The organism is Metapseudomonas otitidis, from assembly GCF_011397855.1.
Taxonomy (GTDB): domain Bacteria; phylum Pseudomonadota; class Gammaproteobacteria; order Pseudomonadales; family Pseudomonadaceae; genus Metapseudomonas; species Metapseudomonas otitidis.
Genome location: NZ_AP022642.1, coordinates 4,489,623 through 4,515,622, shown reverse-complemented (window position 1 = coordinate 4,515,622; position 26,000 = coordinate 4,489,623). Strand labels below are relative to the sequence as shown.

The 26,000-nt window shown below is 63.5% G+C and carries 24 protein-coding genes; 6 read left to right on the top strand and 18 right to left on the bottom strand.

All coding sequences use genetic code 11. The annotated features are described in order from the left end of the window. Positions 1 to 56 precede the first annotated feature (56 nt). The 6 genes from PotMrB4_RS20755 to PotMrB4_RS20730 form a co-directional block, all read right to left on the bottom strand. Positions 57 to 248, bottom strand: a complete 192-nt coding sequence (locus PotMrB4_RS20755) for a hypothetical protein (protein WP_172434372.1) — start codon at positions 246 to 248, stop codon at positions 57 to 59. Between the two features lie 178 nt (positions 249 to 426). Continuing rightward, the gene (locus PotMrB4_RS20750; protein WP_172434371.1) at positions 427 to 1,002 is read right to left on the bottom strand and encodes a hypothetical protein; all 576 of its coding nucleotides are present in this window, start codon (positions 1,000 to 1,002) and stop codon (positions 427 to 429) included. Beyond that, a complete protein-coding gene (locus PotMrB4_RS20745; protein WP_172434370.1) occupies positions 1,003 to 3,645 on the bottom strand; it encodes a phage tail tape measure protein in 2,643 nt (880 codons plus the stop codon). Positions 3,646 to 3,648: 3 nt separating this feature from the next. Next, a complete protein-coding gene (locus PotMrB4_RS20740) occupies positions 3,649 to 4,449 on the bottom strand; it encodes a hypothetical protein (protein WP_172434369.1) in 801 nt (266 codons plus the stop codon). A 12-nt stretch (positions 4,450 to 4,461) separates the two neighbouring features. After that, on the bottom strand, positions 4,462 to 4,632 hold the full coding sequence (locus PotMrB4_RS20735) for a hypothetical protein (RefSeq protein ID WP_172434368.1): 171 nt from the start codon (positions 4,630 to 4,632) through the stop codon (positions 4,462 to 4,464). Between the two features lie 467 nt (positions 4,633 to 5,099). After that, positions 5,100 to 5,351, bottom strand: a complete 252-nt coding sequence (locus tag PotMrB4_RS20730; protein WP_172434367.1) for a hypothetical protein — start codon at positions 5,349 to 5,351, stop codon at positions 5,100 to 5,102. Positions 5,352 to 6,127: 776 nt separating this feature from the next. On the opposite strand from PotMrB4_RS20730, the gene PotMrB4_RS20725 reads away from it, so the two are divergent. Then, on the top strand, positions 6,128 to 6,481 hold the full coding sequence (locus PotMrB4_RS20725; RefSeq protein WP_172434366.1) for a hypothetical protein: 354 nt from the start codon (positions 6,128 to 6,130) through the stop codon (positions 6,479 to 6,481). 32 nt (positions 6,482 to 6,513) lie between these two features. Here the strand turns inward: PotMrB4_RS20725 and PotMrB4_RS28525 are convergent, their stop codons facing one another. The 7 genes from PotMrB4_RS28525 to PotMrB4_RS20695 form a co-directional block, all read right to left on the bottom strand. Further along, positions 6,514 to 6,786, bottom strand: a complete 273-nt coding sequence (locus PotMrB4_RS28525; protein ID WP_394354006.1) for an HGGxSTG domain-containing protein — start codon at positions 6,784 to 6,786, stop codon at positions 6,514 to 6,516. 373 nt (positions 6,787 to 7,159) lie between these two features. Next, positions 7,160 to 7,552: a hypothetical protein gene (locus PotMrB4_RS20720; RefSeq protein ID WP_172434365.1), complete on the bottom strand. Its 393-nt coding sequence runs from the start codon at positions 7,550 to 7,552 to the stop codon at positions 7,160 to 7,162. 50 nt (positions 7,553 to 7,602) lie between these two features. Next, positions 7,603 to 7,920 carry a DUF3077 domain-containing protein gene (locus PotMrB4_RS20715; RefSeq protein ID WP_172434364.1) on the bottom strand — a complete coding sequence of 106 codons (318 nt, stop codon included), beginning with the start codon at positions 7,918 to 7,920 and terminating at the stop codon, positions 7,603 to 7,605. Beyond that, positions 7,917 to 8,309 (bottom strand): hypothetical protein, encoded by a 393-nt coding sequence (locus PotMrB4_RS20710; protein ID WP_172434363.1) that lies wholly within the window; start codon positions 8,307 to 8,309, stop codon positions 7,917 to 7,919. The genes PotMrB4_RS20715 and PotMrB4_RS20710 overlap by 4 nt, the downstream gene beginning before the upstream one ends. Beyond that, positions 8,296 to 8,565: a hypothetical protein gene (locus tag PotMrB4_RS20705; RefSeq protein ID WP_172434362.1), complete on the bottom strand. Its 270-nt coding sequence runs from the start codon at positions 8,563 to 8,565 to the stop codon at positions 8,296 to 8,298. Before PotMrB4_RS20705 ends, PotMrB4_RS20710 begins: the two co-directional genes overlap by 14 nt. After that, the gene (locus tag PotMrB4_RS20700; RefSeq protein ID WP_172434361.1) at positions 8,562 to 8,846 is read right to left on the bottom strand and encodes a hypothetical protein; all 285 of its coding nucleotides are present in this window, start codon (positions 8,844 to 8,846) and stop codon (positions 8,562 to 8,564) included. The genes PotMrB4_RS20705 and PotMrB4_RS20700 overlap by 4 nt, the downstream gene beginning before the upstream one ends. After that, on the bottom strand, positions 8,843 to 9,052 hold the full coding sequence (locus PotMrB4_RS20695; protein WP_172434360.1) for a helix-turn-helix domain-containing protein: 210 nt from the start codon (positions 9,050 to 9,052) through the stop codon (positions 8,843 to 8,845). The genes PotMrB4_RS20700 and PotMrB4_RS20695 overlap by 4 nt, the downstream gene beginning before the upstream one ends. A 193-nt stretch (positions 9,053 to 9,245) precedes the next feature. Here PotMrB4_RS20695 and PotMrB4_RS20690 point away from each other — a divergent pair, with 193 nt between their 5' ends. Continuing rightward, positions 9,246 to 9,728 carry a hypothetical protein gene (locus PotMrB4_RS20690; protein ID WP_197939497.1) on the top strand — a complete coding sequence of 161 codons (483 nt, stop codon included), beginning with the start codon at positions 9,246 to 9,248 and terminating at the stop codon, positions 9,726 to 9,728. Here the strand turns inward: PotMrB4_RS20690 and PotMrB4_RS20685 are convergent. Continuing rightward, positions 9,701 to 10,936 (bottom strand): site-specific integrase, encoded by a 1,236-nt coding sequence (locus tag PotMrB4_RS20685; RefSeq protein ID WP_172434359.1) that lies wholly within the window; start codon positions 10,934 to 10,936, stop codon positions 9,701 to 9,703. The genes PotMrB4_RS20690 and PotMrB4_RS20685 overlap by 28 nt on opposite strands. 229 nt (positions 10,937 to 11,165) lie before the next feature. Then, positions 11,166 to 11,675, bottom strand: a complete 510-nt coding sequence (locus tag PotMrB4_RS20680) for a DUF2165 family protein (RefSeq protein ID WP_142015553.1) — start codon at positions 11,673 to 11,675, stop codon at positions 11,166 to 11,168. A 294-nt stretch (positions 11,676 to 11,969) separates the two neighbouring features. Between PotMrB4_RS20680 and pqqF the strand changes: the two genes are divergently transcribed. The 4 genes from pqqF to nahK all read left to right on the top strand — a co-directional run bounded on the left by pqqF (position 11,970) and on the right by nahK (position 20,121). Next, a complete protein-coding gene (gene pqqF, locus PotMrB4_RS20675; RefSeq protein WP_172434358.1) occupies positions 11,970 to 14,384 on the top strand; it encodes a pyrroloquinoline quinone biosynthesis protein PqqF in 2,415 nt (804 codons plus the stop codon). Positions 14,385 to 14,627: 243 nt separating this feature from the next. Next, entirely contained in the window at positions 14,628 to 15,809 is a 1,182-nt protein-coding gene (locus PotMrB4_RS20670) for a porin (RefSeq protein ID WP_172434357.1), read from the top strand. A 588-nt stretch (positions 15,810 to 16,397) separates the two neighbouring features. Continuing rightward, on the top strand, positions 16,398 to 17,561 hold the full coding sequence (gene nosP / locus PotMrB4_RS20665; protein ID WP_044411632.1) for a nitric oxide-sensing protein NosP: 1,164 nt from the start codon (positions 16,398 to 16,400) through the stop codon (positions 17,559 to 17,561). Continuing rightward, on the top strand, positions 17,548 to 20,121 hold the full coding sequence (gene nahK, locus PotMrB4_RS20660) for a hybrid sensor histidine kinase/response regulator NahK/ErcS' (RefSeq protein ID WP_172434356.1): 2,574 nt from the start codon (positions 17,548 to 17,550) through the stop codon (positions 20,119 to 20,121). Before nosP ends, nahK begins: the two co-directional genes overlap by 14 nt. Positions 20,122 to 20,708: 587 nt before the next feature. On the opposite strand, the gene PotMrB4_RS20655 is transcribed toward nahK, so the two are convergent. Genes PotMrB4_RS20655 through PotMrB4_RS20645 form a run of 3 tightly spaced genes read right to left on the bottom strand, consistent with a single transcriptional unit; the run spans position 20,709 to position 25,611 of the window. Beyond that, positions 20,709 to 22,067 (bottom strand): HlyD family type I secretion periplasmic adaptor subunit, encoded by a 1,359-nt coding sequence (locus PotMrB4_RS20655; RefSeq protein WP_074973563.1) that lies wholly within the window; start codon positions 22,065 to 22,067, stop codon positions 20,709 to 20,711. A gap of 9 nt (positions 22,068 to 22,076) precedes the next feature. Then, positions 22,077 to 24,236, bottom strand: a complete 2,160-nt coding sequence (locus PotMrB4_RS20650; protein WP_044412592.1) for a type I secretion system permease/ATPase — start codon at positions 24,234 to 24,236, stop codon at positions 22,077 to 22,079. 19 nt (positions 24,237 to 24,255) lie between these two features. Beyond that, positions 24,256 to 25,611: a TolC family outer membrane protein gene (locus tag PotMrB4_RS20645; protein ID WP_142015571.1), complete on the bottom strand. Its 1,356-nt coding sequence runs from the start codon at positions 25,609 to 25,611 to the stop codon at positions 24,256 to 24,258. Positions 25,612 to 26,000: the final 389 nt, after the last annotated feature.

Below are 26,000 nucleotides of genomic sequence, written 5' to 3'. Positions count from 1 at the left end.
GTCTCCCTTGGATAAAAAAGCCGGCAGAGCCGGCTAAAGATCTCCAAGGAGCCAACTCAGAGAATCAAATCAACCGCCTGCACGTAGTAAAGGTCGCACACCTTCAGCCAATAGCCGCCCCTGGATAGCTTGAAGCCGCCTGGCACTGCTTCAATGCTATAGCCGAGGTTTTCAGCAAGGCGCCTAACCTCGCGGCGGTGCGGCTCTCTGAGGCGGTCAACTGCGCTTTTTTGCGAGAGATCAATCATGGCTTGTTCACCTCGCTTACTGCCTCTGAGCATCCACCAAGAGCGATCATCAGCGCGCAAGCCTGTACATCGCCGGCATTTGCTGCCGCCTTCAAGCGGTCCCATGCCGCTTTGATTTCTGCCTTTGTGGGTAGGGTCTGGCGGGCGCCGGCAGGGCGCCCAGGCTTAACCTTTTCGCTCATCTCTGCAGCTCTCTAACGATTTGATTGATATAGCTCTGAATGCCGGCCAGGCTGACCCGGACGACGCCGCTAGGGGCCTGCTTTGACCATCCGTACTCAAGGCGTGAGGCATAGCGGACATTGTTGGTTAGCCAGACGCTGGACACGTTGGCGTCGAAGCCGACAATCACGTCCAGACCTCGCCGGATAGTTGAGGCGCCTTGCGGGTCGATCAGGTCCAGGGCGGTAGGCGCTGGGGCGTCAAAAGACACTTGCCAGTTGCCACGGAAGCGCCCGCCAACGTAGCCGGCGCCAGATGTCAGAGGCATCGAGTCGTTAACTGCTAGCCCGCGTTTAAGGCGCCCGCTGCTGGTCAGGTTCGCCGGATCGTTGCGCAGCTCTGCGTTGTAGCGCGCCACCTCGTTGTTGTACTCGGTAGCGATTGCGTTCGCGGCCCACAACTCGGGGTTGCCGACTGGTGAGCGGTTAACCACCTCGTTCAAAAGGTGGATTGTGGCCTTCTTAACCACCGTCTCAAGGTCGGCTTGCGTGCGCTCTACAAAGGCCGCTATGTCCAGGCTGAAGCGGCTCATTTACATATATCTCCCGGAGCCCTGGACGGCGCGGCCAACCGAGCGTTGCAATATGCCCGCCGCCTCCTTGGCTTCGCGTGCGTTGGTGACGTTGGGCAGGTTGAAGACGTTGGTTACAGGGCCACCGCCGCCGCTATTTCCACGGATCGGGGTCACGTTTCCGCCGTCGCCGGGGATCAAGTACGAGCGCCCGCCCTGCGTGAGCAGCTCAGGACGGTTGTTCTCGCCAACCTGATACATGCTGCCTGCCGATACCGGGCCGCCACCTGCGCGCGCGCCTGCGACGAAATTGGAGAGGTCTTGCGCATACCCTAGCTGGCTCGATCCGGCAGCCAGGGAGCCGGCTGCGGAAGCTGACAAGCCGCCGCCGAAGTAAGCGGAGGCAGCAGTAAATCCGAGCTTCAAAAGGCCGCCAAAGCCGCTCCCACCGCCGCTCTCGCTGCCGCCGATGGCAAAGGCAATGGCCTTGCGCGCCTCAATCCGTACGAGGTCGGCGATGATGGAATTCGCCAGGTCGGAGAACGACAGCTTGCCGGTCATCACGAAATCTACGATTGAGTCTTCGATGCCGCCGAATGCTTTATTGAAGAGGTCGTAGGTCTGGCCGGAAACGTTCTTGGCCGAATCGATGTAGTCCGCAAAGGCGTCGTTTGCGCCGTTGACCCAATTTGCTCGCTTCTTGTCGTCTTCTCGATAAAAGTTATCGATACTCGCCAGTTCGCTTTTGTAAATACTATTTATTTTTGCTAGTTCGCTTTCGTACTGGCTGCCACTTATTTTGTTTTCCGATGCGCTTTCAGCGAGAAGGCTGCGGGCTTTGGTGTACTCGCGTGATAGGTCGTTCTGCTCGTTTAGCCGTTGGCGTTCTCTAGCTCCAAGCCCCGCCCCCTCAAGTAGTCGCTGGTATCGTTCTTTCCGGCCCTCGCTTGCGCTCTTGATGCGCGCTTCAATCTGCGCCGCGCGTTCCTGAAACTTGATGGATTCTTGCCGCAGCCGCACCTCTTCGGAGATGGCGACGTTGCGGTCGAGCTGGGCTTTGATTGCGTCCTGGCTTGCGAGCAAGGATTTTTGCTCGGTAGTGAGAACATCCTTGCTCTTGAGCTGTGCAATTAGAGCCTCAAACTCGGCGCGCTTCTTCTGCTCGGCAGTGAGCTTTTCATTGACCAGCAATTGAGACTCAAGGGCGCCTTGTTGCTCTTTGAGCGAAAGCAGCATTCGGGTTGCCGCGTCATCCTGAAAGGCTTTTTGTCGCGGCGTGCGGGTCTTGGGATCTTTGTATTTTTCATCAATGCCGGCGCGCAACGCGGCAAGGTTCTCAGCCTTCAGGAACTCGCTTTCCGGGTTCTCGCGCTGAAGCACGACAATGGCCTTGTCGAGCTTTTCGGTCATCTCCTTGCGCTTGTCCTTGTTGGACTTCACAAGGTCACTGACGCCGTTTACGAACTGCTGCGCTCTTAGTCCCTCTTCGCGGTTTGCTGTTTCGATAGTGGTCTGGAATGCTTTGCTGTCTCGCTCGGTGATGAGACCAAAGAGGCGCGTTACTTCCTCTTGAGTGCGCTTCACGTCGAAGGAGTTATCGAAGATTCCGACGCCTCCACCGATCTGACGAAGACGCTGTAGTTTTTCCTGCTGGACGGCTAATTGATCTTCAAGGGTCTGCTCACGCCCAATCCCTTTCATGGAGTCCCACGCCTCGTCCGCGGTCTTACCCAGAGAGCGCCAGGCTGATTCAAGGATCCCCAGGTTCTCCTTAACGTCCATGCTCATTTTGACTTGTGCGTCTGCGAACGTGGAGATTGCCAGGGAGGCGGCACCAGCCTGGTCCCCCTGTTCAGCCATGGCCGCGATCTGCTCGTACGTGGTTGCGGTTAGAACGTGGTACTGGTCATTGAGTTTGATTGCAGCGTTTACAGGGTCGTCCGCCAGTTTGCGGAATTCGCTCACCGTGTCGTCTATGGACTTGCCAACCGTGTCTTGCATGGCGATTGCAGCGCGCGACACGTCTTCGAACTGGGTTCCAGTGAAGAAGCCGGATCCCGCTACGCCCGCCAATGCGCTAGATGCGCTCCCTTGGGTGACGCCTAGCAAATCGGCATATTGCTTCGATAGGTATTGCAACTGCTCGCCAGTCGAAGTGGCATAGCTGTTGGTCAGGATTAGCGACTTGTTGAAGGCTGTGATTTCTTGGCTGCCCTTGTACGCGGCGATGCCAAGGGCGCCAACGACACTGGCGCCAACCGTAAACGGGTTGATGAGGCCAGCCGCATAGCGCGCCGTTTCCCGAAGGGCCGGGCCAACTCCGCCAAAGCTATCCTTGATCTGGCTGCCTTGCTGCAGGAAGACGGAAAGCGGGTTTTGGCCGCCCTGGAGAGAAATGACAATGTCAGAAAACTGCGCCGGGAGCTGGCGCAGTGCGGCTTGTGTCTGGCGAGCGCTAACGCCCACGTCGCGGAGGTTGATAGCTGCCTGTCGCGTCTGTGCGTTGGCGCTACCGAGCCCCTGTGAGGTCTGCCGGAATGACTGGCCAACCCCTTCAGCGGCGCTGTCCACCTCGTCGCACGCCTGGCTAAGCCGGTTAAGGTCCTGTGTGGCACGGTTTACGCCGTCTGCCCTGACCTCGATGCCAAGGGAAGCAATATCCATGCGTTACGCCCTCCCTTGCTGGATTCGCTTGCGCATCTCCGCGATATCTCTGGGAGAGAACTGGAAGGCCACAAGGCCGCTCTGCGCGCTAGGGTCCGGGCATTTGAGGATCGTTGCTAGCACCTTGTCGGCGGTCCAGCCGGTGACCCTGCCGTGAATGCCGATCAGGTGCGCCATGCCGCGATTTGCCTTTTCCAGCACGCTGCGCCCGATGTCGATATCCGCCGCTTTGTCGGGCTCAACGGCCCGGCGATGAGACTGCCAAATGTTGCGGAAGTGGTCTGTCTCAAGATCCATTAGGGCCAATGGAGCAGGCGAGCGGAGCAGGGCGATGCAAAGGCGCTGGGTTGATTCACTGCCGGGGTCTTCCTGGGCTCGTTGCATGTGTTTGGTTCGCTGTGCCGCGCTCATAGCGCGCCACCAGTCGCGGATCTCGCGATCCTCAATAGCCATAGCGGTGTGTGTCTGCTCAAGTTGCGGCACCCGGTACAAGTCCGCCTCAAGGGCATTGAAGGCTTGGGCCTTTTGCTCAAGCTGGCCGGCATGAATCGCGAGATGGTTAACCATGTTCTCGATAATCGGCGCCGACTGCTCTTCAATCCCGTAACTCGAAAGGGATTTGTTGTTTCTTACATAGCTGATGGTTTCGGCTTGAACGTCGAAGGTGTTGAGGCTTTGACTAAGAATTCGGCCTGTCTCGGTTTCCTTGTATTCGTATTCCGTGAGGCCAGGAACATCGAAGCGCCCAAACTTGCCGATGTGTACTTCGGCGCCGCTGTCGTTGAAGGTGATTTCTAAAGGCATGTGATGAATCCCTTACAGTTGCGCGATGTCAGCGCGGATTAACGGGCGATGTTCTGTAAGGGCGATGAGCAGGGCGGATGCCTGAATATCGCCGGAGCCAGCCGCTAACCGGATTCGCTCCCATGCGGCTTTAACTTCGGCGCGGACGGGCCTTGTTTGTTTGGCGCGGGGTTTGGTGTCCATGGTCTGCCTCTGAGCTAATGGAACTTCGCAATAAACTCAAATTAGACCTTATCTGTATATTTGTACAGTACTTTATGAGTGCGCCCAAGGTGCAACGAAAGTTGCCATCAATGTGTAACTTTGATGAAACTCTTATGCCCTGTATTCGCGGGTTTGCGCTCCGCGTGGATATCCAGCGATGGTCGATTTCGTTGCACAAATCGGAGCTGGCTTTAATTGATACGCGCGCATATGCGGCGAGTGTGACGTTTTGGTCTCACTGAGACGCCTAGAGATGTGCGCAGAAAACTAGACAGGCCCTAGACGGATTGTTTGACAGTAAGCCGCTGCAACTTTCTGCGAGGCCAGGTGTGGCGCGGCTCTATGACCTTTTCGCGCCTTGATTCGTAAAGGTGCCGTCAAGATAAATCCGTCAAATGCCTGTCAAATATCAGGCTAGACAACCCAGGCCTAACCGGCTGGGTTCCTTAATCAGGGGCTTGGGAGGCGCGGCTCTGCAGTTCATCTAGGGCGTCCATATCTACATCTGCTCCTACGGCAAGAGGGACAATCTGATTCTTGATATCTGCAATCTCTTCAGGATCGCAGTTGCCATGTAGCGCTTCCTGAATTGCTTCTCGGAGATTTAGCTTCACGTATGTTTCGGGTTTTCCTTCAAGCACACCATGTGTGTGAGCATTCCACGCATCAGCAATCAACTTCTCTCTTTTGACGCCCATTGAAAAACTCCTGAAAGCATCTCTGATCACATTTTAGGTTCGTAGGGGTTCCAGAGTACCTTTGTGGTACCTCACTTTGAGGTGGGGTCATCCATTAGGGGTTCTCGAAAGAAGCAAGTTAGCATGCGGAAAACCAGAAAGCTGATATCCATAGTGGCACTCTCACCACGCTGGAGCGGCTTCCGCTGAAATTGATTTAAAGCCCCTGCAGGGGGCATAGGAGAGGGTTTTAGTTATGCGTGTGGGTCTATACTTGCTTGCGCTGTTTTGTCTTGTGGTGGGCCTATTTGACGCCTCTGGCGCTGTGCCTGGGTCTCATCGTGAGCTTGAGGCTGGATTTCTGCTTATTGCAACCCCAATTCTTGCCATCGCGGGGTTCGTTGTGGGGCGCCTTCAGTCAAAGGCCTGTCCGGCATGTGCAGAGCGAGTGAAGAGGGCGGCCCGAATCTGTAAGCACTGCGGGTCGTCTCTTTAGGACTCTAGAAAGTCAACTTTCCTCAACCCTTCATGGGGTTTGTTTCGCGAACCCGGCTTTTGCATGGATTGCATGGGGTTGGTTTCGCATAAGGGGGATTGCATGGGGTGTTTCCGCCAAAAGGAGCGGCGAATCCTTTAGGGGCTCCAAAAACCTGCCGACTGTCCTTTGTAGGGGATCAAGAGCCTCTGGGTTTGACAACCATGGGGTTTACTTGAATTGATGGCAAATGGCTGTCATAACCGTGTGAGCTTGCAATGAGCGAGCCAGTTAAGGAAACGGAAATTTAAGGATCCAGAAAATGTCCGATGAGAAAAAGCTCTCTACCGAGCAGGTACGGAAGATAGTAGATCAGGCAGCAGGGCAGTTCGTTGCTGCGTCGTTTGTGGCTTCTGCACCTGAAAAATTTAGCCAGCGTGAGCGCGATCATGCTCAGGCACAGCGCCAGGCTGCTAAAGAGCTGCTGATTAGCTTGGGCTATCTCCCCGAGCAGGCATCAATGAGGGAGCCGGAGCCTGGAACGCCTGATTTTCTCGCGGCACTTGGGGGTAAAGATGCCCAAATACCAAATGCGGATGGGAAAACTGTATGGGTGGTAAGAGCAGCCAATTATATGGAAATACTTGAGCTTCAGTACCCTAACTACAAGAACTGATTGACCTGTGCCGCATGAAAATGCGGCGCTTTTCATTTTATGATATGGCGTCGAGTCTTTCGAGGCCCGGTAGACATACCCCCATGGAACTTGCAGCGCCCGGAAACGAAGAGGTCCGTTCGCTTGCAGGGGGGGCCTTGCCTGGTCTTGGCGCCACAAGTGAGGCCTCGTATTTCTTCGGGGAAGGCTGGGCGGGGCGGCGGCTCGCCAAAATAGCCTTGTTCTTCCCAGGCCTTGCTCCAAACAGTGCTTGCGGTCCAATAGCGCCGATGAAGGGCGCGCCGCTCTTCTTCAGTCAGGCCCATATGCAAATACCTCGCATAGAAATGTCCGAGTCGGACCACTTGGTCTGTTTCGGCTGCGCCTGCGAAGGCCTCGCGCCTCTCAAAGCGTAGAAACAAGGCTTAAGAGCAGAACAAGGAAGGGGCGTTGCCCTTGGTAATATATAAAGGAGTCCAGAAACTGGACTAAGTGAACATGCCTTGTGGGTACACTTTCTGTACCGATGAGGGGCGTTTTCGCTGGTGCTGCTTATGCCCATGCGTCCAGAAACTGTACTGAGTGGGTACACTTTCTGGACCGGGTTTTCTGTTGTTAAGAGCCTTTGATAGCGCCCCGCGTAGAAGCCGCCAAGCAATGGCGCCCCTACGGCAGGGAGCGAGGTGGTCGCAATCTTCATCATGCGGCACTCTTCCCGATGGCGCGCTCTAGCGAGAGCTTTCGCGGCGCCGTCACGGTTGCTGCGACTTCTAGCTTGCCGTCGCATTCGTTTATTGGTTGCCAGGTCAGGGCATACAGCGCGCAGCATCCGCCTGGCTTGATAAAGCGACCTTCGCGAGTGCGTACGATGAGGTTTCTCGTCTGCAGCTCGTCTAAAGCCTTTGCCAGCGTCGTTTTGCTGTTGATGCCCCACAGCTTGGCCTGAGTGAAAGACGCGCTTAGGTCGCCGTTGTTCTGGCCTCGATACTGGCGAATCAGGCCGAGCAGCACCTTGATTGCTCCACCAGACAGAAGCCGGAAATCATCGGTGTCCTGTAGCGCATGAGGGATGGCCGAGTAAGGGCCGGGCATGCTGCTACGCCCGGCCGATTTGGCCCGCCTGTCCTTTCTGGCGGCCATGCCTACCCCGCTTTATCTAGTTGCTCTTCGAGGGAAGAGACAGCCAGGTTTTCGGCCTTCTCTACACCGTTCCATGCGGCGTCAATGCTTGCCTTTGACTGATCGATGATGACGAGGGCGGCGGTTATCTGCGTTGCGTCCAGGCCTTCACCGTCGGCGCCAGCCATCAAGATCTTCTGCGCGATTTCGAGCAGGCAGGATGCCGAGGCAAGTGCCGACTCGACGGGCACGCCTGCGTTTACAGAGAACAGCGGGGAGTCAGTCGAATCGCCCGCGAATGCGCAAAAGCTGTATCTGCTGGTTTTGAGTTGAGTGCTCATTTCGCGCCCCCTTGGCGTTTGCCTATCAGCTTCCGCAGGACGCGCGCAGCGGCCTCGCGGCTGGTCTCGCTAAGGTGGTAGCGAATGACCCTCGCATCTGCGCCAAAACGGCTGCGGACGCGCTCGGGGATGCGTACAAAATCAATGCTGTAGTCACGAACAAGCGTCGCGATTGTGGTGTTTAGGCAGTGGTCGCCCAGGTGCTCAGCCTCAAACCGATTGAGCGAGCCCCCGCTTGCGAAGTGCCCAAGGATGCGCATGATTTTTGTCAGCGGCTTCGACTCGACACCGTTCTTTACCTCTGCCACACTCTCGACCGTCACGCCCGTGACCTCTGAGCCCTGGCAGTGTTGCAGCACTGCCTTGGCTGTCTCTTCAGCTTTTCTCATGGCTGTTTTCCTCGTCTTCAGCGACCTTCAGCGCAATCACTGAAAGCATCGCGTCGATTGAAACGCACGCATCCAGCAGGCCGGCTTTCTGCTCGTCCGTGATGCTGTGCGCATCGCTGTTGGCCAGAATCCCAGTAATCGTGTTCATGCCGTCAATCGACTTCCTGGCAAGGTCGTTGCGCCACGCGATGGCCGTCGCCTCGGCAAGCATCTGCTGTCGCGTCTTAAACTTCCTGACGTTGCTGCGCTTGGTCATCGCGGCTGTACCTCCAGCGATTCGCGAGCAACTGCCGCTCGCTCGACGAAGCGCCCCAGCGGCTCGGCGTGGCCGGCCAGGGTTCCGGCTAGCACTCGCACGCCTGAGAGCATGGCGCCGCGCTGGTAGGGGGTTACAAACTCCCGCTCTCCCTCGTCCTTGCGCATTTCGTTCTCTTCGATCACCGCTAGCATCGCGTCGATAGCGCACCCGATAGCAACGATCGCCTCAGCGCTATTTGTCAGCCGTGCGCGCTCCACCTGGCTGATTACGTGGCTCATTTGCGGTTCTCCTTTGCCATGCGCTTCAGCCAGGCCTCCAACTCGCCTACCAAAATCAAGCGGCGCTTTCCCAATTTGAAGCTAGCCAGCTGTCCGCCCGAAAAAGCCTTGTAAATCGCCTGGCGAGTTGTTCCGGTGAGCCGTGCTGCCTCCTCGGGTCCAACCGCCATTTTGGAGTGCTCCAAAGCCACTGCCGCATTCGTCATGTCTCTCTCCTGCTGGCCGTAGGTGTGAATTGGTTCGCGCCAGCTGATATGAGACTACAACGCGTTTTGTGGTGTGTGCAAGCATTTGCTAAACACAACTGACTTTTGCTTTACACAGCGGCACAGAATGGAATTGACCTGCCTTTGCTAGCGAGGCAAGATTGCGACCATCCAGAGGTAAGGAGTGGTTGAATTGGCTACGAAGACAACGAAGCGGGTTGGCGAAACCGCAACGACGGTAAGTGTGGGGATACGCATAGACCCAAAGGTCAAATTTGCGCTGGACATTATGGGGAGGGAGCAAAAACGCTCCCTAACAGCGGTGATCGAATGGGCTATCGGAAATGCGATTAGCCAACAGAAAGCCCCCGGCTCAGATGACACATTCGCTGCGTTGATCGATAAGGTTTGGTCAACTGACGAGCCAACGCGTCTTGCCAATATGGCTTTTTACATGCCTTCGGTTCTTACTTATGACGAATTGCGCTTATGGGAAACAGTTACTCTGACGGAGTATTTCTGGACGTTCCCAGATGCGCCGACTATTCCTGAATACTTCAATATGAGCATTTTTAGGAGTAATTGGGATTGTTTAAAGGTTCATGTTGAGAGGTATAAAAACCTGCCCTCCATTAAGCCTTATGACCCCTATGACGAAGACAATATCGTGTTCTGAAGCAGCTCAACTGCTCTTGCCTTGCTATCGGGAGCGAGGTGGGCGTAGCGAAGCGTCATCTTGATATCGCTGTGCCCCAACAGGTCACGAACAGTGTTGAGCGGAACGCCAGCCATCACCAAGCGTGAGGCGAAGTCGTGACGCATATCGTGCCAGCGGAAGCCTTTCACGCCAGCATTCTTCAGCAGCTCCACCCAAGCTGTTTTCACGTCCGTCATGCGCTCGCCGTTCTTGCCAGGGAAGACGTAACCGCTAGCCTCATTCTGCTTCTTCCAGGCTTCCAGAGTGGCCAGGGCACCAGAGTTCAGCGGGATATGCCGCGTATCAGCGGTCTTGGCACCTTCGCCCGAGACGGTGATGGTCTTCCCTGTCAGGTTTACATGGGCCCATCGCAGGTTGAACAACTCGCCTCGGCGTAGCCCGGTGTTCAGCGACAGGGTGACCATGGGCTTGAGGTGATCGGTGAAAGCGACCGCGCGCAGGTCCGCCATGGGCTCCTGCTTGCGCTCTGCGCGCCATTGGTTGGCAGTATCACGCTCGGCCCGCATCCTTTCCTCGCGCGCGTCCAGGGCATCCCAGAGGGCTTTGGCTTCGTCTTTCAACAGGTAGCGGATGCGCCCCTTAGCGTCGACCTTCAGCGCCTTAACCTTATCCAGTGGCGAGGCGTCCAGGTAGTTCCAATCCACGGCTCGGCTGAAGACGCCGCTGATGCTGCCCATCTTGCGGTTTACCGTCGATGGTTTGTTGCCTGAATTGAGCCAGTCCGTGCGGATCTGCTCTAAGTCTCGACTGGTGATGTCTACTAAGCGCTGATTCATGATCGGCCCAAAGCAGGTAGTTAGGGTGTGCTCCGTCTTCTGATAGCCGCGATGGTGGGCCTTGAACCACGGGAGGTACGTGTCATTGATGAAGGCGCGAAGGGTGGGGGAGGTGGCTGCGGTACGTCCCTCAATCACCGCAAGGGGCTCGCCGTGCTCGTACGCGTCGGCCAAGTAGCGCGCTGCCTCGGCTCGAGCTTGGGCCAGAGTGAGCCTGCCGACACGGCCCAGAGATTTTTCCCGGTTCCTGCCCCAGGTGACCATATACGAGACGTGTCCGGTGGGCTGTACGCGAAGGAATAAACCAGGCTGCTCGGTATCGTGGATCCGGTAAGGTTTCTCCTGAGGCTCAAGGCCGTTCAGTAACTTCTGCGTGATCTTCGTTTTCATTCCTTCTACCAGCAGCCTACCAGCAGAAAAGAATATACGGTTGCGTTCCGTTGAACTCAATGGAGGCCGTAAGTCGCATAGATACAGGGGAAAGGCCAATAGCGTTGGCTAGTTAATCCCCCTCCTAAGGGGAAGGTTGGTGGTTCGAACCCACTCTGGGACACCATGAATGACAAAGCCCCGCACAGCTCGCACTGGCGGGGCTTTTTAGTTACGACCGACCGCTCACTCAGGCATTGCCGGTTTCGCCGCCGTCGTTGGGCATAGTCAGGTAGATCAGCACCACCAGCAGCGTGATGAAGAAGCGGAAGGCATCCGGCACGCCGTTCCACTGCTTCGACATCCACATCCCGAACCATTCCCCGCCCACCGACATGAAGCCCACCTGCCAGGTCAGGAAGCCCAGGGTCAGGCCGGCCACTGCCCAGCCCTTGGCCGCGCGGAACGTCTCGGCCGGCGCCTTGATCGCCCGCAGCAGGCGCACGCCGCCGATCCAGCAGAGCAGGGCGGTCAGGCTTTCCAGCGCGATGATGAAGATGTAGCCCGCGTGGTGCAGCCAGGGCGTGGTGATGGAGCGGTACATGATCTGGTTGTCGGGGAACAGCGTGTCCATCAGGAACACATGGCGCACGAAGGCGAAGTTGGTGCCGTAGTCGGTGATGTTGCCGAAGGCGACCAAGGTGGCGAAGAAGGCCATGGCCAGCACCATGGCGGCCTTGGACAGGCGGATCAGGGTCATGTCGTTTTCCTTTTGGGTAGGGGGGACCGCGCGCCCGAGGCAAGGCAGCCGGGCACCGGGTCGGGTCGAAGGGGGGCGCAGGGCGCGCGGGTGCGGACATCGGGACTGGAAGACCTGAGGCCGGCGCCGCGCGGGGAAGCACGGCGGCTCGGCTGGATGGAACGGCCGCACCGGGAGGCGCGCGGATTCTCGGCAGGCCAGGTCGGAGCGTCAAGGCACCGCTGACGTCCAAAGAAGCATTGCCCTGTGGGCATGGGTTGAGGATGCTGTGCGCATTTGTCGACGGTGCTGCCCATGTCCGAGACGCCTGCCCCCTCCAGCCCGCTCCCCCTGCGCACCTGGCAGCAGCCGGGCCCCCTCGCCGCCGTGCTGCTGCGGGTCCACGCCGGCAGCCATGACGCGCCCCGCGAGTGGCCGGGGCTTGCGCACTTCCTCGAACACCTGCGCTTTCTCGGCGGCCAGCTCTTCATCCAGGGCGAGCGGCTGATGCCCTTCGTCCAGGCCTGTGGCGGCCGCCTCAACGCCAGCACCCAGGCCCACCACACCGACTTCTTCTTCGAGCTGCCCGCCGATCGCCTCCAGGCCGGCCTGGAGCGTCTCGCCGACCTGCTCCAGGCGCCGCTGCCCAGGCTCGACCTGCAGCGCCGCGAGCGGGAAATCCTGCAGATCGAATACCTCAACCGGGGGCGCGACCCCTGGACCCAAGCTCAATCCGCCCTGGCCGCCGTGCTGGCGCCGGGTCACCCCCTGGCCGACTTCCATGCCGGCCACCGCGACAGCCTGGCCATCGACGCGCCCGCCTTCCAGGCCGCCCTTGGCCGGTTCGCCGAGGCCGGCGAGCGCCAGCTGTGGGTGGTCGCGCCGCAGCCGGCGGAGCAGGTGCAGGCGTTCGTCCAGCAGGCCTTCGCCGGCTGCCCGCCGGGCCAGGCGCTGCCACACCGGGCAGCGCCGCCCCTGCTGCCGTTGGCCTGCCACAGCCTGCGCCTGCAACTGCCCGGCGCTCCGCGCCAGTGGCTGGCCTTCGCCCTGGAGCGCCAGCCCGAGACGCTGCCCGACGCCGTGGCCCTGCTCAGCGAACTGCTGCGGGACGAAAGCCCCGGCAGCTTCCAGGGCTGGCTGTGCGAACAGGGCCTGTGCGACGGCCTCGACCTGCACCTGACCTACCACCACCAGGGCCAGGCCCTGCTGGTGCTGGAGCTGGCCCTGGCGGATGCCAGTGCCGACACCCGCGCCCGCATCGAAGGCGGCCTGTTCGCCTGGCTCGCCGCCCTGCGCGAGCGGGAGCCCTGGGCGCGCCTCCTGCACGAGCGGCCCGCCGCGCCCCGGCAGGCGCCCCTGGACTTCATCCGCGACCAGGCACAGCGCCACGGCACCTTGCCCGCCAGTGCCCTGGCGGCCCTGCTGGCCCAGCTGCAGCCGGCCCGCCTCGTACGCCTGCTGGGCGAGGCGCGCCCGGTGTCGGCCCGCTGCCTGTCGGCCGGTTTCGAACTGGCGCTGGAGCCCGCGCCCCTGGCGCCGCCCCTGCGCCCGGAGGTGCGCTGGCGCTTCGGCCCCGCACCAGCCTTCCAGGCCTTCGTCGCGCCGCCCCAGGCGCCCCGCGCGGCCCCTCCGCTGGTGCGCTGGCCGGGGGACCCCGGGCACGCCCAGCTGCTCCTGCGCTGGCGGCTGAACCCCGGCGTCCGCGACCCCGCCCACTACCCGGCGCTGCAGCGCGCCTTGCGCGGGTTGCGCAGCCAGGCCCAACAGCAGGGCGGCGACCTGCTGCTGCTGGAGCAGGGGCTGGATTGGCAACTGCAGGTCAAAGGCCGTTCCGGTGACCTCCCGGCCATGCTCGCCGCCGCCTTGCGAACCGTGCTGGCACCGCCGCTGGCCGCCTGCGAACAAGGGCCCCGGCTGCTGCAGGCCGGGCGCAACCGGCTGGCTGCCGAGCTGCCGATCCGGCAGTTGCTGCAGCGGCTGCCCGAAGTGCTCGCCACCCCGCGAGGGGCCGCTCCGGCGCAGGCCGTCGTCAGCCCCGCCAGCATCCGCCGCAGCCTCGACGCCAGCCGCTGGGACGTGATCGCCCTCGGCCTGGCCGACGACGACCTGCCCAGCGTCCAGGCCCTGCTCGACGCCCTGCCCGGCGAGGCAATGCCCCGCAGCCTCGCGCCGCCGGCTCTGGCCCCCGGTCACTACTGGCATCACCTGCCGGGCCAGGGCGAACCGGCGCTGGTGCTGTTCTGTCCGGTGCCGGATCGCAGCGCCCGCAGCGAAGCGCTCTGGCACTGGCTGGGCCGCAGCCTGGAATCGCCCTTCTACCAGCGCCTGCGCACCGAGCTGAACCTGGGCTACGCGGTATTCGCCGGCCTGCGCCATGTGGCCGGCCAGTCCGGGCTGGTCTTCGCCGTGCAGGCTGCCGACACGCCGGTGCTCGAAGTGCTGGTGCAGGTCCAGGCCTTCCTCGACCAGGCGCCGCCCTTGCTGGCGCAGGCCGAGCCCCTGCGCGAGGCGCTCCTGCAGGCATGGCGGCAAGCGGCGGAGGACCTGCCCGGCAACGCCAGCCCTCTGCACCTCGGCGCCCGGCCGGCGGACTGGCACCTGCAACTCGCTCTGGCCCTCGCCACCCTCGGCCCTGACGACCTGCACCGCGCCTTGGCGCGGCTGGTGGCCGGGGAGGGCGGCTGGCACCTGCTGGCCAACGCCCCGTCGCCCGGCCTGCCCTGGCGCTGACCCCTCCCTCCGTCCTACTCCTTCCGCAGCGACCCGCCCCCAGTCCAAGGGGGCGGGCCTTCGGTCGTCCGCCGTCCGCGACCTCCGCCCCGGGCCCGTCCCGCGACCTTCCGCCAGGCCCGCCCGCGCCCCGCCAAGGAACCGGCACAACAGCGCCAAGGCCGCATATGGCGGGGGTTCCGGCGTTTCGATAATCGCCTCCGACACGGCCCGGACGGGTCGTCCCACACCGCGGAGAGCGCCATGCACAACAACAAGAACGCCGTCATCGGATTCCTCCCCCTCGCCCTCACCACTGGCCTGGCCCTGGTCGCCATGGAGCAGGCCAAGGCTGAGATCGTCCTCTACGAGAAGGACGGCACCACCTTCGCCACCGACGGCTACGTCAACGCCTTCTACGTCAACAGCGACGTCGACCGCGAAGGCGAGCGCTACGACCGCCGGCAGTCCCGCGTGAAGATGGGGTTCCTGCCCAACTGGATCGGTTTCAACATGGGCAAGCAGGTGGATGACCTTAAGCTCGGCGGCCGCGCCTCCTTCTGGGTGACCATCAACGACAGCGAGACCAACGGCACCGACACCGCCATCGACGTGCGCCAGTTCTACGGCACCGTCGCCAGCGACTGGGGCGAAGTGCTGGTGGGCAAGGACTTCGGCCTGTTCGCCCGCTCCAACATCCTCCTCGACGAACTGCTCGCCGGGTACGGCCAGGTCAGCGACACCCTCGGCCTGGTGGATGGCGGCGGCGTGTCCTTCGGCAACATCGGCAGCGGCTACCCCTATCCCTTCCCCACCTCGCAGATCACCTACCGCACCCCCAAGTCCGACGGCCTGCGCCTGGCGGTCGGCATCATGGACCCGGTGGACACCAACGACAGCAGCGCCACCGGCAAGGCCTACCAGGAGAACCCGCGTTTCGAGTCCGAACTCACCTACGAATTCGAACTGGGCGGCGCGCAGATCTACTCCTGGCTCAACGGCGGCTACCAGACCTCCGACAACACCGACCCGGCCGTGGACAGCGTCACCTCCAAGGGCCTGGGCTACGGCGTGCAGGCCAAGATGGGCGCCTTCTCCGTTGTCGCCTCCGGCTTCCAGGCCAAGGGCATCAACCCCTTCTTCACCAACAACGCCGGTGAAGCCACCCTGCGCGAAGTGGACAGCGATGGCTACCTGTTGCAGGGCTCCTACCGCTTCGGCAAGAACCGCCTGGCGCTGTCCTACGGCAAGACCAAGGACGACGGCAACGGCGCGGTCAACGCCGGAGCCGACTACCAGACCCGCGGCGTCGCCCTGTTCCACGACGTCAACGACAACCTCAAGCTGGTCGCCGAATACAACCAGTTCGAGATCGACGGCCACGCCGGCAGCACCCAGAACGAAGACACCGACACCCTCGCCCTGGGCGTGGTGCTCAACTGGTAAGCCCCACCTCTCGTTTCTCCCTTGGATTGGCGGGACGGCCTCGGCCTCCCGCCTTTTTTCATGGCACCGTGGCACGTAGCCCGGGCTTCAGCCCGGGAGCCGTTGCTGGATGGAAAAACGCCACCCAACCCGAGCCCCGGCGTGATGCGCTTCGTGGCCTCAGCGCATCCTACGAACCGGCGGCACCCGTAGGATGGGCTGAGCTGTGCGAAGCCCATCGCGTCCCGGCAGGCGACTCCCGGCGATCCACCTGCAGCGTCAGGTCGAGCGCCTGGGCGGATGGACGGAACGCGATCCGCCCCGAGCCTCGGCGTGATGCGCTTCGTGGCCTCAGCACATCCTACGAACCGGTGGCACCCGTAGGATGGGCTGAGCTGTGCGAAGCCCATCGCGTCCCAGTAGGCGATCCACCAGCGGCGTCAGGCCGAGCGCCTGGGCGGATGGAAAGCACGCCATCCACCCCACAACCCCATGCGCCCCGGCGCCTCCTCCCTTCGAACGAGCCCGCCCGCTACCCAAGAAGGATGGGGCCGGCCTCGGGGGCTCCGTAGAATCGCGCCAACTGCTGTTCGACACGCGAGGCGCGTCATGCAAGAGCTACAGGCCGAAGGCGTGGTCACCGCCATGTCCGCCGCTGCCGACGCGGAGGTCGTCGCCCAGGACCTGGCACGCCAGCTGGTGCACCCGCACCTGGGCTTCGTGCTGTTCTTCTGCTCCGCCGAATACGACCTCCAGGCCCTGGGCGACGCCCTGGCCCAGTACTTCGGCGGCATCGAGCTGGTGGGCTGCACCAGCGCTGGCGAAATCACCCCCCAGGGCTACGGCCGGGGCTGCGTCAGCGCCGTGGGCTTCGACTACCGCAGCTTCTCCATCGCCAGCGCCCTGGTGGACGAGATGGAGCGCTTCAGCCTGATCGACGCCCAGCAACTGGTGGAGCGCCTGGTGGGGGATTGCCGGGGCCACGACCTCGCCCCGATCAAGGACCACAGCTTCGCCCTGACCCTGCTCGACGGCCTCTCCAGCCGCGAGGAAGTGGTGCTCGCCGCCCTCAGCGCCGCCTTCGGCAGCATCCCCCACTTCGGCGGATCGGCCGGCGACGACAACCACCTCACCCACACCCACGTCTACCACGGCGGCCAGTTCCACACCGGCGCCGCCGTGGTGCTGCTGGTCAACACCGCGCTGGACTTCGAAGTCTTCAGCACCCACCACATCGAGCCCAACGGCCAGAAACTGGTGGTCACCCAGGCCGACAGCCACAGCCGCCGCGTCTACGAACTGGACGCCGAGCCCGCCGCCCTGGCCTACGCCCAGTGGGTCGGCGTACCCGTCTCCGCCCTCGACCACCCGCTGTTCGCCGCCCACCCCCTCGCCGTGCGGGTCAACGACCAGTACTACGTGCGCTCCATCCAGCAGGTCCATGACGACCTCAGCCTCAGCTTCTACTGCGCCGTCGAGACCGGCATCGTCCTCACCGGCATGCGCCCCGGCCCGCTGCTGCCCAACCTCCAGGCCCTGTTCCGGCGCCTGGAAGCGCGCCTCGGCCCGCCACTGCTGACCATTGGCTGCGACTGCTTCCTGCGGCGCCTGGAGGCCGAATGCAACGGCCGCGACGCCGAGATCGGCGACTACCTGCGGCGCCAGCGGGTGATCGGCTTCAACACCTACGGCGAGCAGTACAACGGCATGCACGTCAACCAGACCTTCACCGGCGTCGCCATTGGCCGCCGCAGTCGCCATGGCGGACGCTGAACAGGGCGCCCGGCTCGCCGAGCTGGAGCGGGAGAACGCCAAGCTGCGGCGCATCAACGCCGCCCTGATCGAACGGGTGGAGTCCGGCGGAGCCCGTCGCGAAGGGGCCTATGCCGCCTTCGAGCACTCCGTGGTGCTGGCCGAACAGGTGCGCGAACGCACCGACGCACTGAACCAGGCCATGTCCGAACTCAAGGCCAGCAACCGCCTGCTCAGCGATGCCCGGCTGCGTGCCGAGACCGCCCACCAGCACCTGGTGGACGCCATCGAGAGCATCTCCGACGCCTTCGTCCTGTTCGACGCCCAGCAGCGCATCGTCCTGTTCAACAGCCGCTTCAAATCCTTCTGGGCCCGCAGCCGCGCCCGCATCATCAGCGGCACCCGTCTCGACGAGATCCGACGCCTGGCCCAGAGCACCGGGCTGATCGTCGAAGAGCAGCGCAGCAGCGACAACGAGCACAGCCTCTACCGCCTGCACGACGGGCGCTGGGTGCAGGTCAGCGAACGGCCCACTCGTGAAGGCGGGCTGGTGATCCTCTACACCGACATCACCGAGCTGAAGGTCAGCGAAACCATGCGCCGTGAGCAGGCCCTGGCGCAGAAGTCGCGCCTGCTGCAGCGCGCCGTGGACAACCTGTCCCAGGGCATGGCCATGGTCAGCGCCGAAGGCACCCTGGAGCTGTGGAACCACCGCTTCCTCGAACTCTGCGGCCTGGCGCCGATCCAGGCCCACCGGCCCTTCGCCGAGGTCATGGCCGACAGCGAGCTGGCGCTGCTCACCCCCGCCAGCCGCGACGCCGAAGGGCGCCCCCAGCGGCAGATGGAGCAGCGCCTGTTCGATGGCCGGATGCTGGAGGTGCGCACCCACCCGTTGCCCACCGGCGGCTTCGTCAACACCTTCACCGACATCACCGAGCGCTACCGCCACGCCGAGACCCTGGCCGAGAGCGAGCGCTGGATCCGCCTGATCACCGACCAGGTGCCCGCGCTGATCGCCTACCTCAATGCCGACCTGGTCTACGAGTTCACCAACAAGGTCTACGAAGAGTGGTACCGCTGGCCCCGGGGCGGGCTGCTCGGCCAGCGCCTGCGCGACGTCCACAGCGAAACCCACTGGGAGCGCCTGGAGCCCTACGTCGAGCGCGCCCTGTCCGGCGAGAACGTCACCTTCGAAGTGGCCGAGGTCAATCTCGCTGGGCAGGAGCGCTACATGCTGCGCTCCTACGTGCCCAACCGCCTGCCGGGCGGCGAAGTGGTGGGCATCTTCGTGCTGATCCGCGACATCACCGAACGCCGCCGCACCGCCGAAGCCCTGCACCTGGCCTACCAGAACCTGGAGCAGCGGGTGCGCGAGCGCACCGCCGAACTCACCCAGCTCAACGAACAGCTGCTGCGCGAAGTGGGCGAGCGGCGCCAGGCCGAACAGCGCCTGCGCGAGGCCAAGCGCGAAGCCGAGCAGGCCAACCTGTCCAAGACCAAGTTCCTCGCCGCCGTCAGCCACGACCTGCTGCAACCGCTGAACGCCGCCCGGCTGTTCACCAGCGCCCTGCAGGAGCTGCGCGAACCCGCCCGGGGCGACACCCTGGTGCGCAACATCAGCAACTCGCTGGATGACGTGGAGAACCTGCTCGGCACCCTGGTGGACATCTCCAAGCTGGACGCCGGGGTGATCCGCCCCGAAGTGGCGCCCTTCGCCCTCGGCGAGCTGCTGGACAACCTCGCCACCGAGTTCCGCCAGCAGGCCGCCAGCGAAGGGCTGGCGCTGCACTACGTGCCCTGCTCGGCGCTGGTGCGCAGCGACGTGCAACTGCTCGCCCGCATCCTGCGCAACCTGCTCAGCAACGCCATCCGCTACACCCCCAGCGGCCGTGTGCTGCTGGGCTGCCGGCGGCGTCGCCGCAGCCTGTCCATCGAGGTCTGGGACAGCGGCATCGGCATCCCGGCGGACAAGCTCAAGGAGATCTTCCAGGAGTTCAAGCGCGGCGACTCCCAGCGACCGCAGCAGGACCGTGGGCTCGGCCTGGGCCTGGCCATCGTCGAGAAGATCGCCGGCATGCTCGGCCACCGCATCCGCGTCAGCTCCCAGCCGGGGCGTGGCTCCTGCTTCGCCCTGGAAGTGCCCCTGGCCCGCCGCGCTCCCCGTGCCCGGCCCGAGGTGGAACTGCCGGTGGCGCCCCTGGAGCGCCTGCAGGGCGCGCGGGTCTGGGTGCTGGACAACGACGCCGCCATCTGCGCCGGCATGCGCACCCTGCTGGAAGGCTGGGGCTGCCGCGTGGTCACCGCCCTCTCCGAACAGGACCTGGCCCGCCAGGTGGACGACTACCAGGCCGACGCCGACCTGCTGATCGCCGACTACCACCTGGACAACGACCACAACGGCGTCGACGCCGTTGCCCACATCAACGCCCGCCGCGACCACGCCCTCCCGGCGCTGATGATCACCGCCAACTACAGCCACGAACTGCGCCAGCACCTGCGCGAACTCGGCCACACCCTCATGCACAAACCCGTCCGCCCCATGAAGCTCAAGGCCGCCATGAGCCACCTGCTGGGCGGCTAGCTCCCGAACCGCCCCGCGCCCTGGCACACAATTGCCGCCGAGCGCCGTGGGTTGATCACGCTTTACCGATCCACCATTCGCGGCCATGCCGAACACCATGGGTGGATGGAAAGAGCGCCATACACCCAATGCGATGCTCACCCTCGATACGTTGTGGATGACGCCGTGCAAGTGCCTGACCCCGGCGTGATGCGCTTCGTGCCTCAGCGCATCCTACGAACCGAACCGGTAGAACCGGTGGCACCCGTAGGATGGGCTGAGCTGTGCGAAGCCCATCGCACCCTGGCACACGATTACCGACGAGCGCCGTGGGTGGATCACGCTTCACCGATCCACCAATCGTGGCCATGCCGAAGGCCATGGGTGGATGGAAAGAGCGCCATCCACCCCACGCGGTGGCCACCTTCGATGCGTTGGGGATGACGCTGTGCAAACGCCCGAAGCCCCGGCGTGATGCGCTTCGTGCCTCAGCGCATCCTACGAACCGAACCGGTAGAACCGGTGGCACCCGTAGGATGGGCTGAGCTGTGCGAAACCCATCGCACCCTGGTACATGATTGCCGGCGAGCACCATCCGCCACCCTGCACTAGCGTTCGCGCATGGCTTCGGAGCGGGCCTTGAGGACGGGTTTGAGGAGGTAGTCGAGCACGCTCTTCTCGCCGGTGATGATGTCCACGGTGGCGACCATGCCGGGGATGATCAGCAGCGGTTTGGCGTCGCTGCCGAGGTGGCTTTTGTCGGTGCGGACCTGGATCAGGTAGAAGCTGTTGCCCTTGTCGTCGGTGATGGTGTCGGCGCCGATCAGTTCCAGCTTGGCCTTGAGCCCGCCGTAGATGGTGTAGTCGTACGCGCTGAACTTCACCATGGCCTTCTGCCCGGGGTGGAGGAAGGCGACGTCCTGCGGGCGGATGCGTGCTTCGATCAGCAGGTTGTCCTCCAGCGGCACCACTTCCACCATGTCGCTGCCCGGCTGGACCACGCCGCCGATGGTGTTGACCTTGAGCTGCTTGACGATGCCGTGCACCGGCGAGAGCACGGTGGTGCGCGAGACGCGGTCGTCGATGGCGCGGCCGGTGGAGGTGATCTTCTGCAGTTCGGTTCGGGCTTCGTTGAGTTCCTTGAAGGCGTCGGAGCGGAACGACAGCTGGCTCTCCTCCATCTTCCGTTCGATCTCCTTCACCGCTGCCTCGGCCCGGGGGATGGCCAGGTTGGTGCCGTTCAGCTCGCCGCGCATCTCCACCGCGCTGCGCCGCAGGCGGAGGATCTCCACCTCGGAAATGGCGCCGGTGCCCACCAGCGGCTGGGACATGTTCAGCTCCTGCTGCAGCAGCGCCAGGCTGGAGGCGTACTGCTGGGACTTGGAGCGGAACTCGGCCAGTTCCTGCTCCTTCTGCCGCAGCTGTTCCTTGAGGATGTGCTGCTCGCTTTCCAGCCGCTGCAGGCGCGTGCGGTTCAGCGCGCGTTCGTCCTCGGCCAGCTGCGGCGCGCCCTTGGCGATCTCGTCGGGCACCTCGAAGGGCCGGCCCTCGGCCTCGGAGGCCAGGCGTTCGACCCGCGCCATCAGCGCCAGGCGGTCGGCCTCGGTCTCGCCCTTGTTGGAGAGGAAGCGGGTGTCGTCCAGGCGCAGCAGCACATCGCCCTTGTTCACCACCTGGCCTTCGCGGACGAAGATCTCCGAGACGATGCCGCCCTCCAGGTTCTGGATCACCTGCACCTTGCTGGAGGGGATGGCCTTGCCTTCGCCGGTGGTGACTTCCTCCAGCACGGCGAGCTTGGCCCACACCAGGGCGACGATCAGCAGGCTGCAGGCCACCCACACGGTGATGCGGGTGCCGGTGGGGGAGTCTTCGAGGATGGCGCCGTCCACCTCGGGCATGAATTCGGTGTCGGCACGGGCCGGGGCGCGGCCGCCGAAGTACTGGGCGGGGGTTTGAGCGTTGGCCATGGAGCCCTCCTAGACAGCCGCCGGGCCGACACGGCCCTTGCGCAAGGCATCGATGACGGCCTCTTTCGGCCCGTCGGCGACGATGTGTCCGGCGTCCAGCACCACCAGGCGTTCCACCAGGCTGAGCATGGAGGCGCGGTGGGTGATGAGCACCACCGTCTTGCCCTGGGCCCAGGCGTGCAGGCGGTTGCGCAGCAGGTCTTCGCTGGTGTTGTCCATGGCGCTGGTGGGCTCGTCCAGCAGCAGGATGGGCGGGTCCAGCAGCAGCGCACGGGCCAGCAGCACGGCCTGGCGCTGGCCGCCGGAAAGCAGCTGGCCGCGCTCGCCCACCGGGCGGTCGAAGCCCTGGGGATGCTGCCGGGCCAGTTCGGTGACGCCGGTCAGCTCGGCCACCTCCAGCATCCGCGCGTCGTTCACGTAGCGGGCGCCGAGGGTGAGGTTGTCGCGCAGGCTGCCGGAGATCAGCGGCATGTCATGGGTGACGAAGCCGATCTGGTGGCGCAGGTCGGCCACGTCCAGCTGGCGCAGGTCGATGCCGTCCAGCAGCACCTGGCCTTCCTCGGGGCTGTAGAAGTTCATCAGCAGCCGCGCCAGGGTGCTCTTGCCCGAGCCGCTGCGGCCGATGATGCCGACCCGCTCGCCGGCGGCCATGCGCAGGCTGACGTTGTGCAGCGCCGGGGCGTTCTGCTCGGGGTAGCGGAAGCTCACCCCGCGCACGTCGATGGCGCCGCGGATGTGGGTGCGTTCCAGGGGCTGCTGGGTGTTCTCCCGCTCCTGGGGCAGGCCCATCAGCGAGTCGGTGCTCTTCATCGTCAGCTGGGCCTGCTGGTAGCGGGTGATGAGCCCGGCGATCTGCCCGAGCGGCCCGAGCACGCGGCCGTTGAGCATATAGCTGGCCACCAGGGCGCCGACGCTGAGGTTGCCGCCGATGATGCTGTAGACCCCGGCGACGATCATCGCCAGCCCGGCGAACTGCTGCAGGAACAGGGTGCCGTTGGTGACCAGCGCGGAGAGGAAGCGGGCATGGCTGTCCAGGCGGGTGAGGGCGCCGTGGGTGCGCTCCCAGCGGTGCTGGCGCTCGCTCTCGGCGCCGCAGGCCTTGAGGGTTTCCAGGCCGGAGAGGGTTTCGATCAGCAGTGCCTGGCGTTCCGCGCCCAGGGCCAGGCTGCGCTGCACGGTGTCGCGCAGGCGGGCCTGGATGATCCAGGCGAAGATCGCGGTGATGGGGAAGGCGAGGATCGGGATCACCACCAGCCAGCCGCCGAGCAGCCCGATTACCACCAGCATGAGGACGGAGAAGGGCAGGTCGATGAGGCTGGTGAGGGTGACGGCGGTGAGGAATTCCCGCAGGCCCTGGAAGTCATGGATGCTCTGGGCGAAGCCGCCGATGGTGGCCGGCTTGGCCTTCATCGACATGCCGGTGATGCGCTCGAAGAGGGTGGCCGAGAGCACCACGTCGGTCTTCTTCCCGGCGGTGTCCAGCAGGTGCGCCCGCAGCACCCGCAGCAGCAGGTCGAAGCCGGTGCCGATGAGCAGGCCGATGGTCAGCACCCAGAGGGTGGAGGTGGCCTGGTTGGGCACCACGCGGTCGTAGGTCTGCATCACGAACAGCGGCACCAGCATGCCCAGCAGGTTGATCAGCAGGCTGGCCAGCACCGCGTCGGTGTAGAGCCAGCGCGACAGCCGCAAGGTGTCGCGGAACCAGGACTTGACCCGGGGCATCAGCGGCTTGCGGGTCTCCTCCAACTCGTGGCGGGGGCGGGCGAACAGCGCCTGGCCGCTGTACTCGGCGGCCAGGGCCTCGCGGTCGATCCATTGCTGACCACCGTCGGACTCGCTGGGCAGGATCAGCGCGCGACCATCCTTGCCCCACTGGTGCAGCACCGCGCTGCGGCCGTTGCGCAGCAGCAGCAGCACCGGCAGGTTGAGCGGCGAGATGGCGTGCAGCTCGCGGCGCAGCAGGCGGCTCTGCAACCCGGCCCGGGCGGCTGCACGGGGCAGCAGCTCCGGGGTCAGGCGCTGTTCGGCCAGCGGCAGGCCGGCGGTGAGGCTGCCCCGGCTGGCGGGGCTCTCGTGCAGCCTGCAGAGGATCAGCAGGCCGTCGAGCAAGGGGTCATCGTGGCTCTGCCGCGGGTCGACTGCAGGGCCCGCCAGTTCCATGGTGGTCATCGACTGCTCCCGATCCGGGTTACTTCAGGTCCGGCAGGTGGGCCTCGCTCTTCACCTCGGTGGCGGCCACGGCTTCGGCCGGTACCACCACCCGCTGGCGCTGCAGCAGGCCGCCCATGGCCGCGAACACGCGGTACATGGCGAACTCCTCGGTGTAGCGGACTTCGACGTAGCGGCGGTTGGCGGTGAACAGCTCGTTGTCGCTGTCCAGCAGGTCCAGCAGGGTGCGCTGACCGAGACCGAACTGCTGCTGGTACGCCTCGCGCACGCGCTGGGTGTAGTCGGCGTATTCACGCGCCTTGGGGGTTTGCAGGCGGGCGTTCTCCATGGCGTTCCAGGCCAGGGCGAGGTTCTCGTTGAGGGTGCGCAGGGCGTTGTTGCGGATGTCCATCGACTGGTTGATGGAGTGGGCGGCGGCCTGCAGGCGGGCCTTGTCGCGCATGCCGTTGAACAGGTTGTAGTTCATCACCACGGCGGCGCGCCAACCCTTCACGTGGCCCTCGTCACCCTGCACGTCGTTGTCGGCGTTGGTGGCCAGCTCGCCGTCGAAGCGCGGGTAGAACGGCGACTTGGCCGACTCGTACTGGCTCTCGGCGGCCTGCACGTCGGCCTGGGCGGATTTCAGGTAGGGGTTGTTTTCCATCATGGTCTGGCGGGCCGCCAGCAGGTCGGCGGGCATCTCGCCACGGACGCTGGAGGGGGCTTCCAGTTCGTCCGCCGGGCGGCCGACGGCGCTGAAGAAGTTGGCCTCGGCATCGGCCAGGTTCACTTCCTCGGTGTAGAGGTTGTTCTCGGCCAGGGCCAGGCGGGCGGCGGACTGGTCGGAGTCGGCGGTGCTGCCCACGCCGCGCTGGCTGCGCAGGTTGATCTGGTCACCGACGCGCTGGTGCGACTGCAGGTTGTTGCGGGCCAGGGCCACCATTTCACGGCGCTTGAGCACTTCCAGGTACACCTCGATGGTGCGCAGCGCCAGGCTCTCGGCGGTGGCCAGGGTGTAGTAGGCGCGGGAGTTCACCACCGATTGGGTGCGGCCTACCTCGTTGGGGGTGTTGAAGCCGTCGAACAGCATCTGCCGCAGGCGCAGCTCGGCGTTGCTGTAGTTGAGGGTCTCGGTGTTGTGGTTGCCCTGGGCGCGGGTGCTGGGGTTGTCGGTCATCTGCCGGCCGTAGCCGGCGATCAGGTCGACGGTCGGCAGGTAGCCGCCCTTGGCCACCTTCACCTGCTCGTCGGCGACCAGCCGGGCGTTGGAGGCGGCGCGCAGTTCGGGGTGGGTGTCGAGGGTGCTCTGAATCGCTTCCGTGAGATTCATCGCCTGGACCTGGGTGCTGGCGAAGGCCAGCAACATGGCGCTCCAGAGTGGGGTGAGTGCTCGCATGAGGGGTGTCTCCTTGTCCGATGCTTCTTGCTGCTTTCTTCTGGGTCGCCATTTTTTTGGCGAAATCGCCTGTTCAACCGTTTCAGGCTTGTAACATCAGAGCTAAGAACAACTTTTGACGGAGCTAAGAAATTTTTTTCACAACGGATATGCCGAAAAAATCTTATGCAGGTGCGGCAAACCGGCACATCTTGTTTTCCTGTCAGCCGCGGAATTCGGGCCTTTCAGGCATTCGCGGTCTGGTTTCAGGTGGTCAGTTGCGCGATTCGAGCCCTGGGGAGACGCGGTTTTTGCTGGAGCAGTTCGACACGGAAAATAAGTGACGTTTTTCTGTCGCGAATTTTTTGACCAAAAAATTGTCGCCCCGCCCCACGCATTTTTCCCCCCTT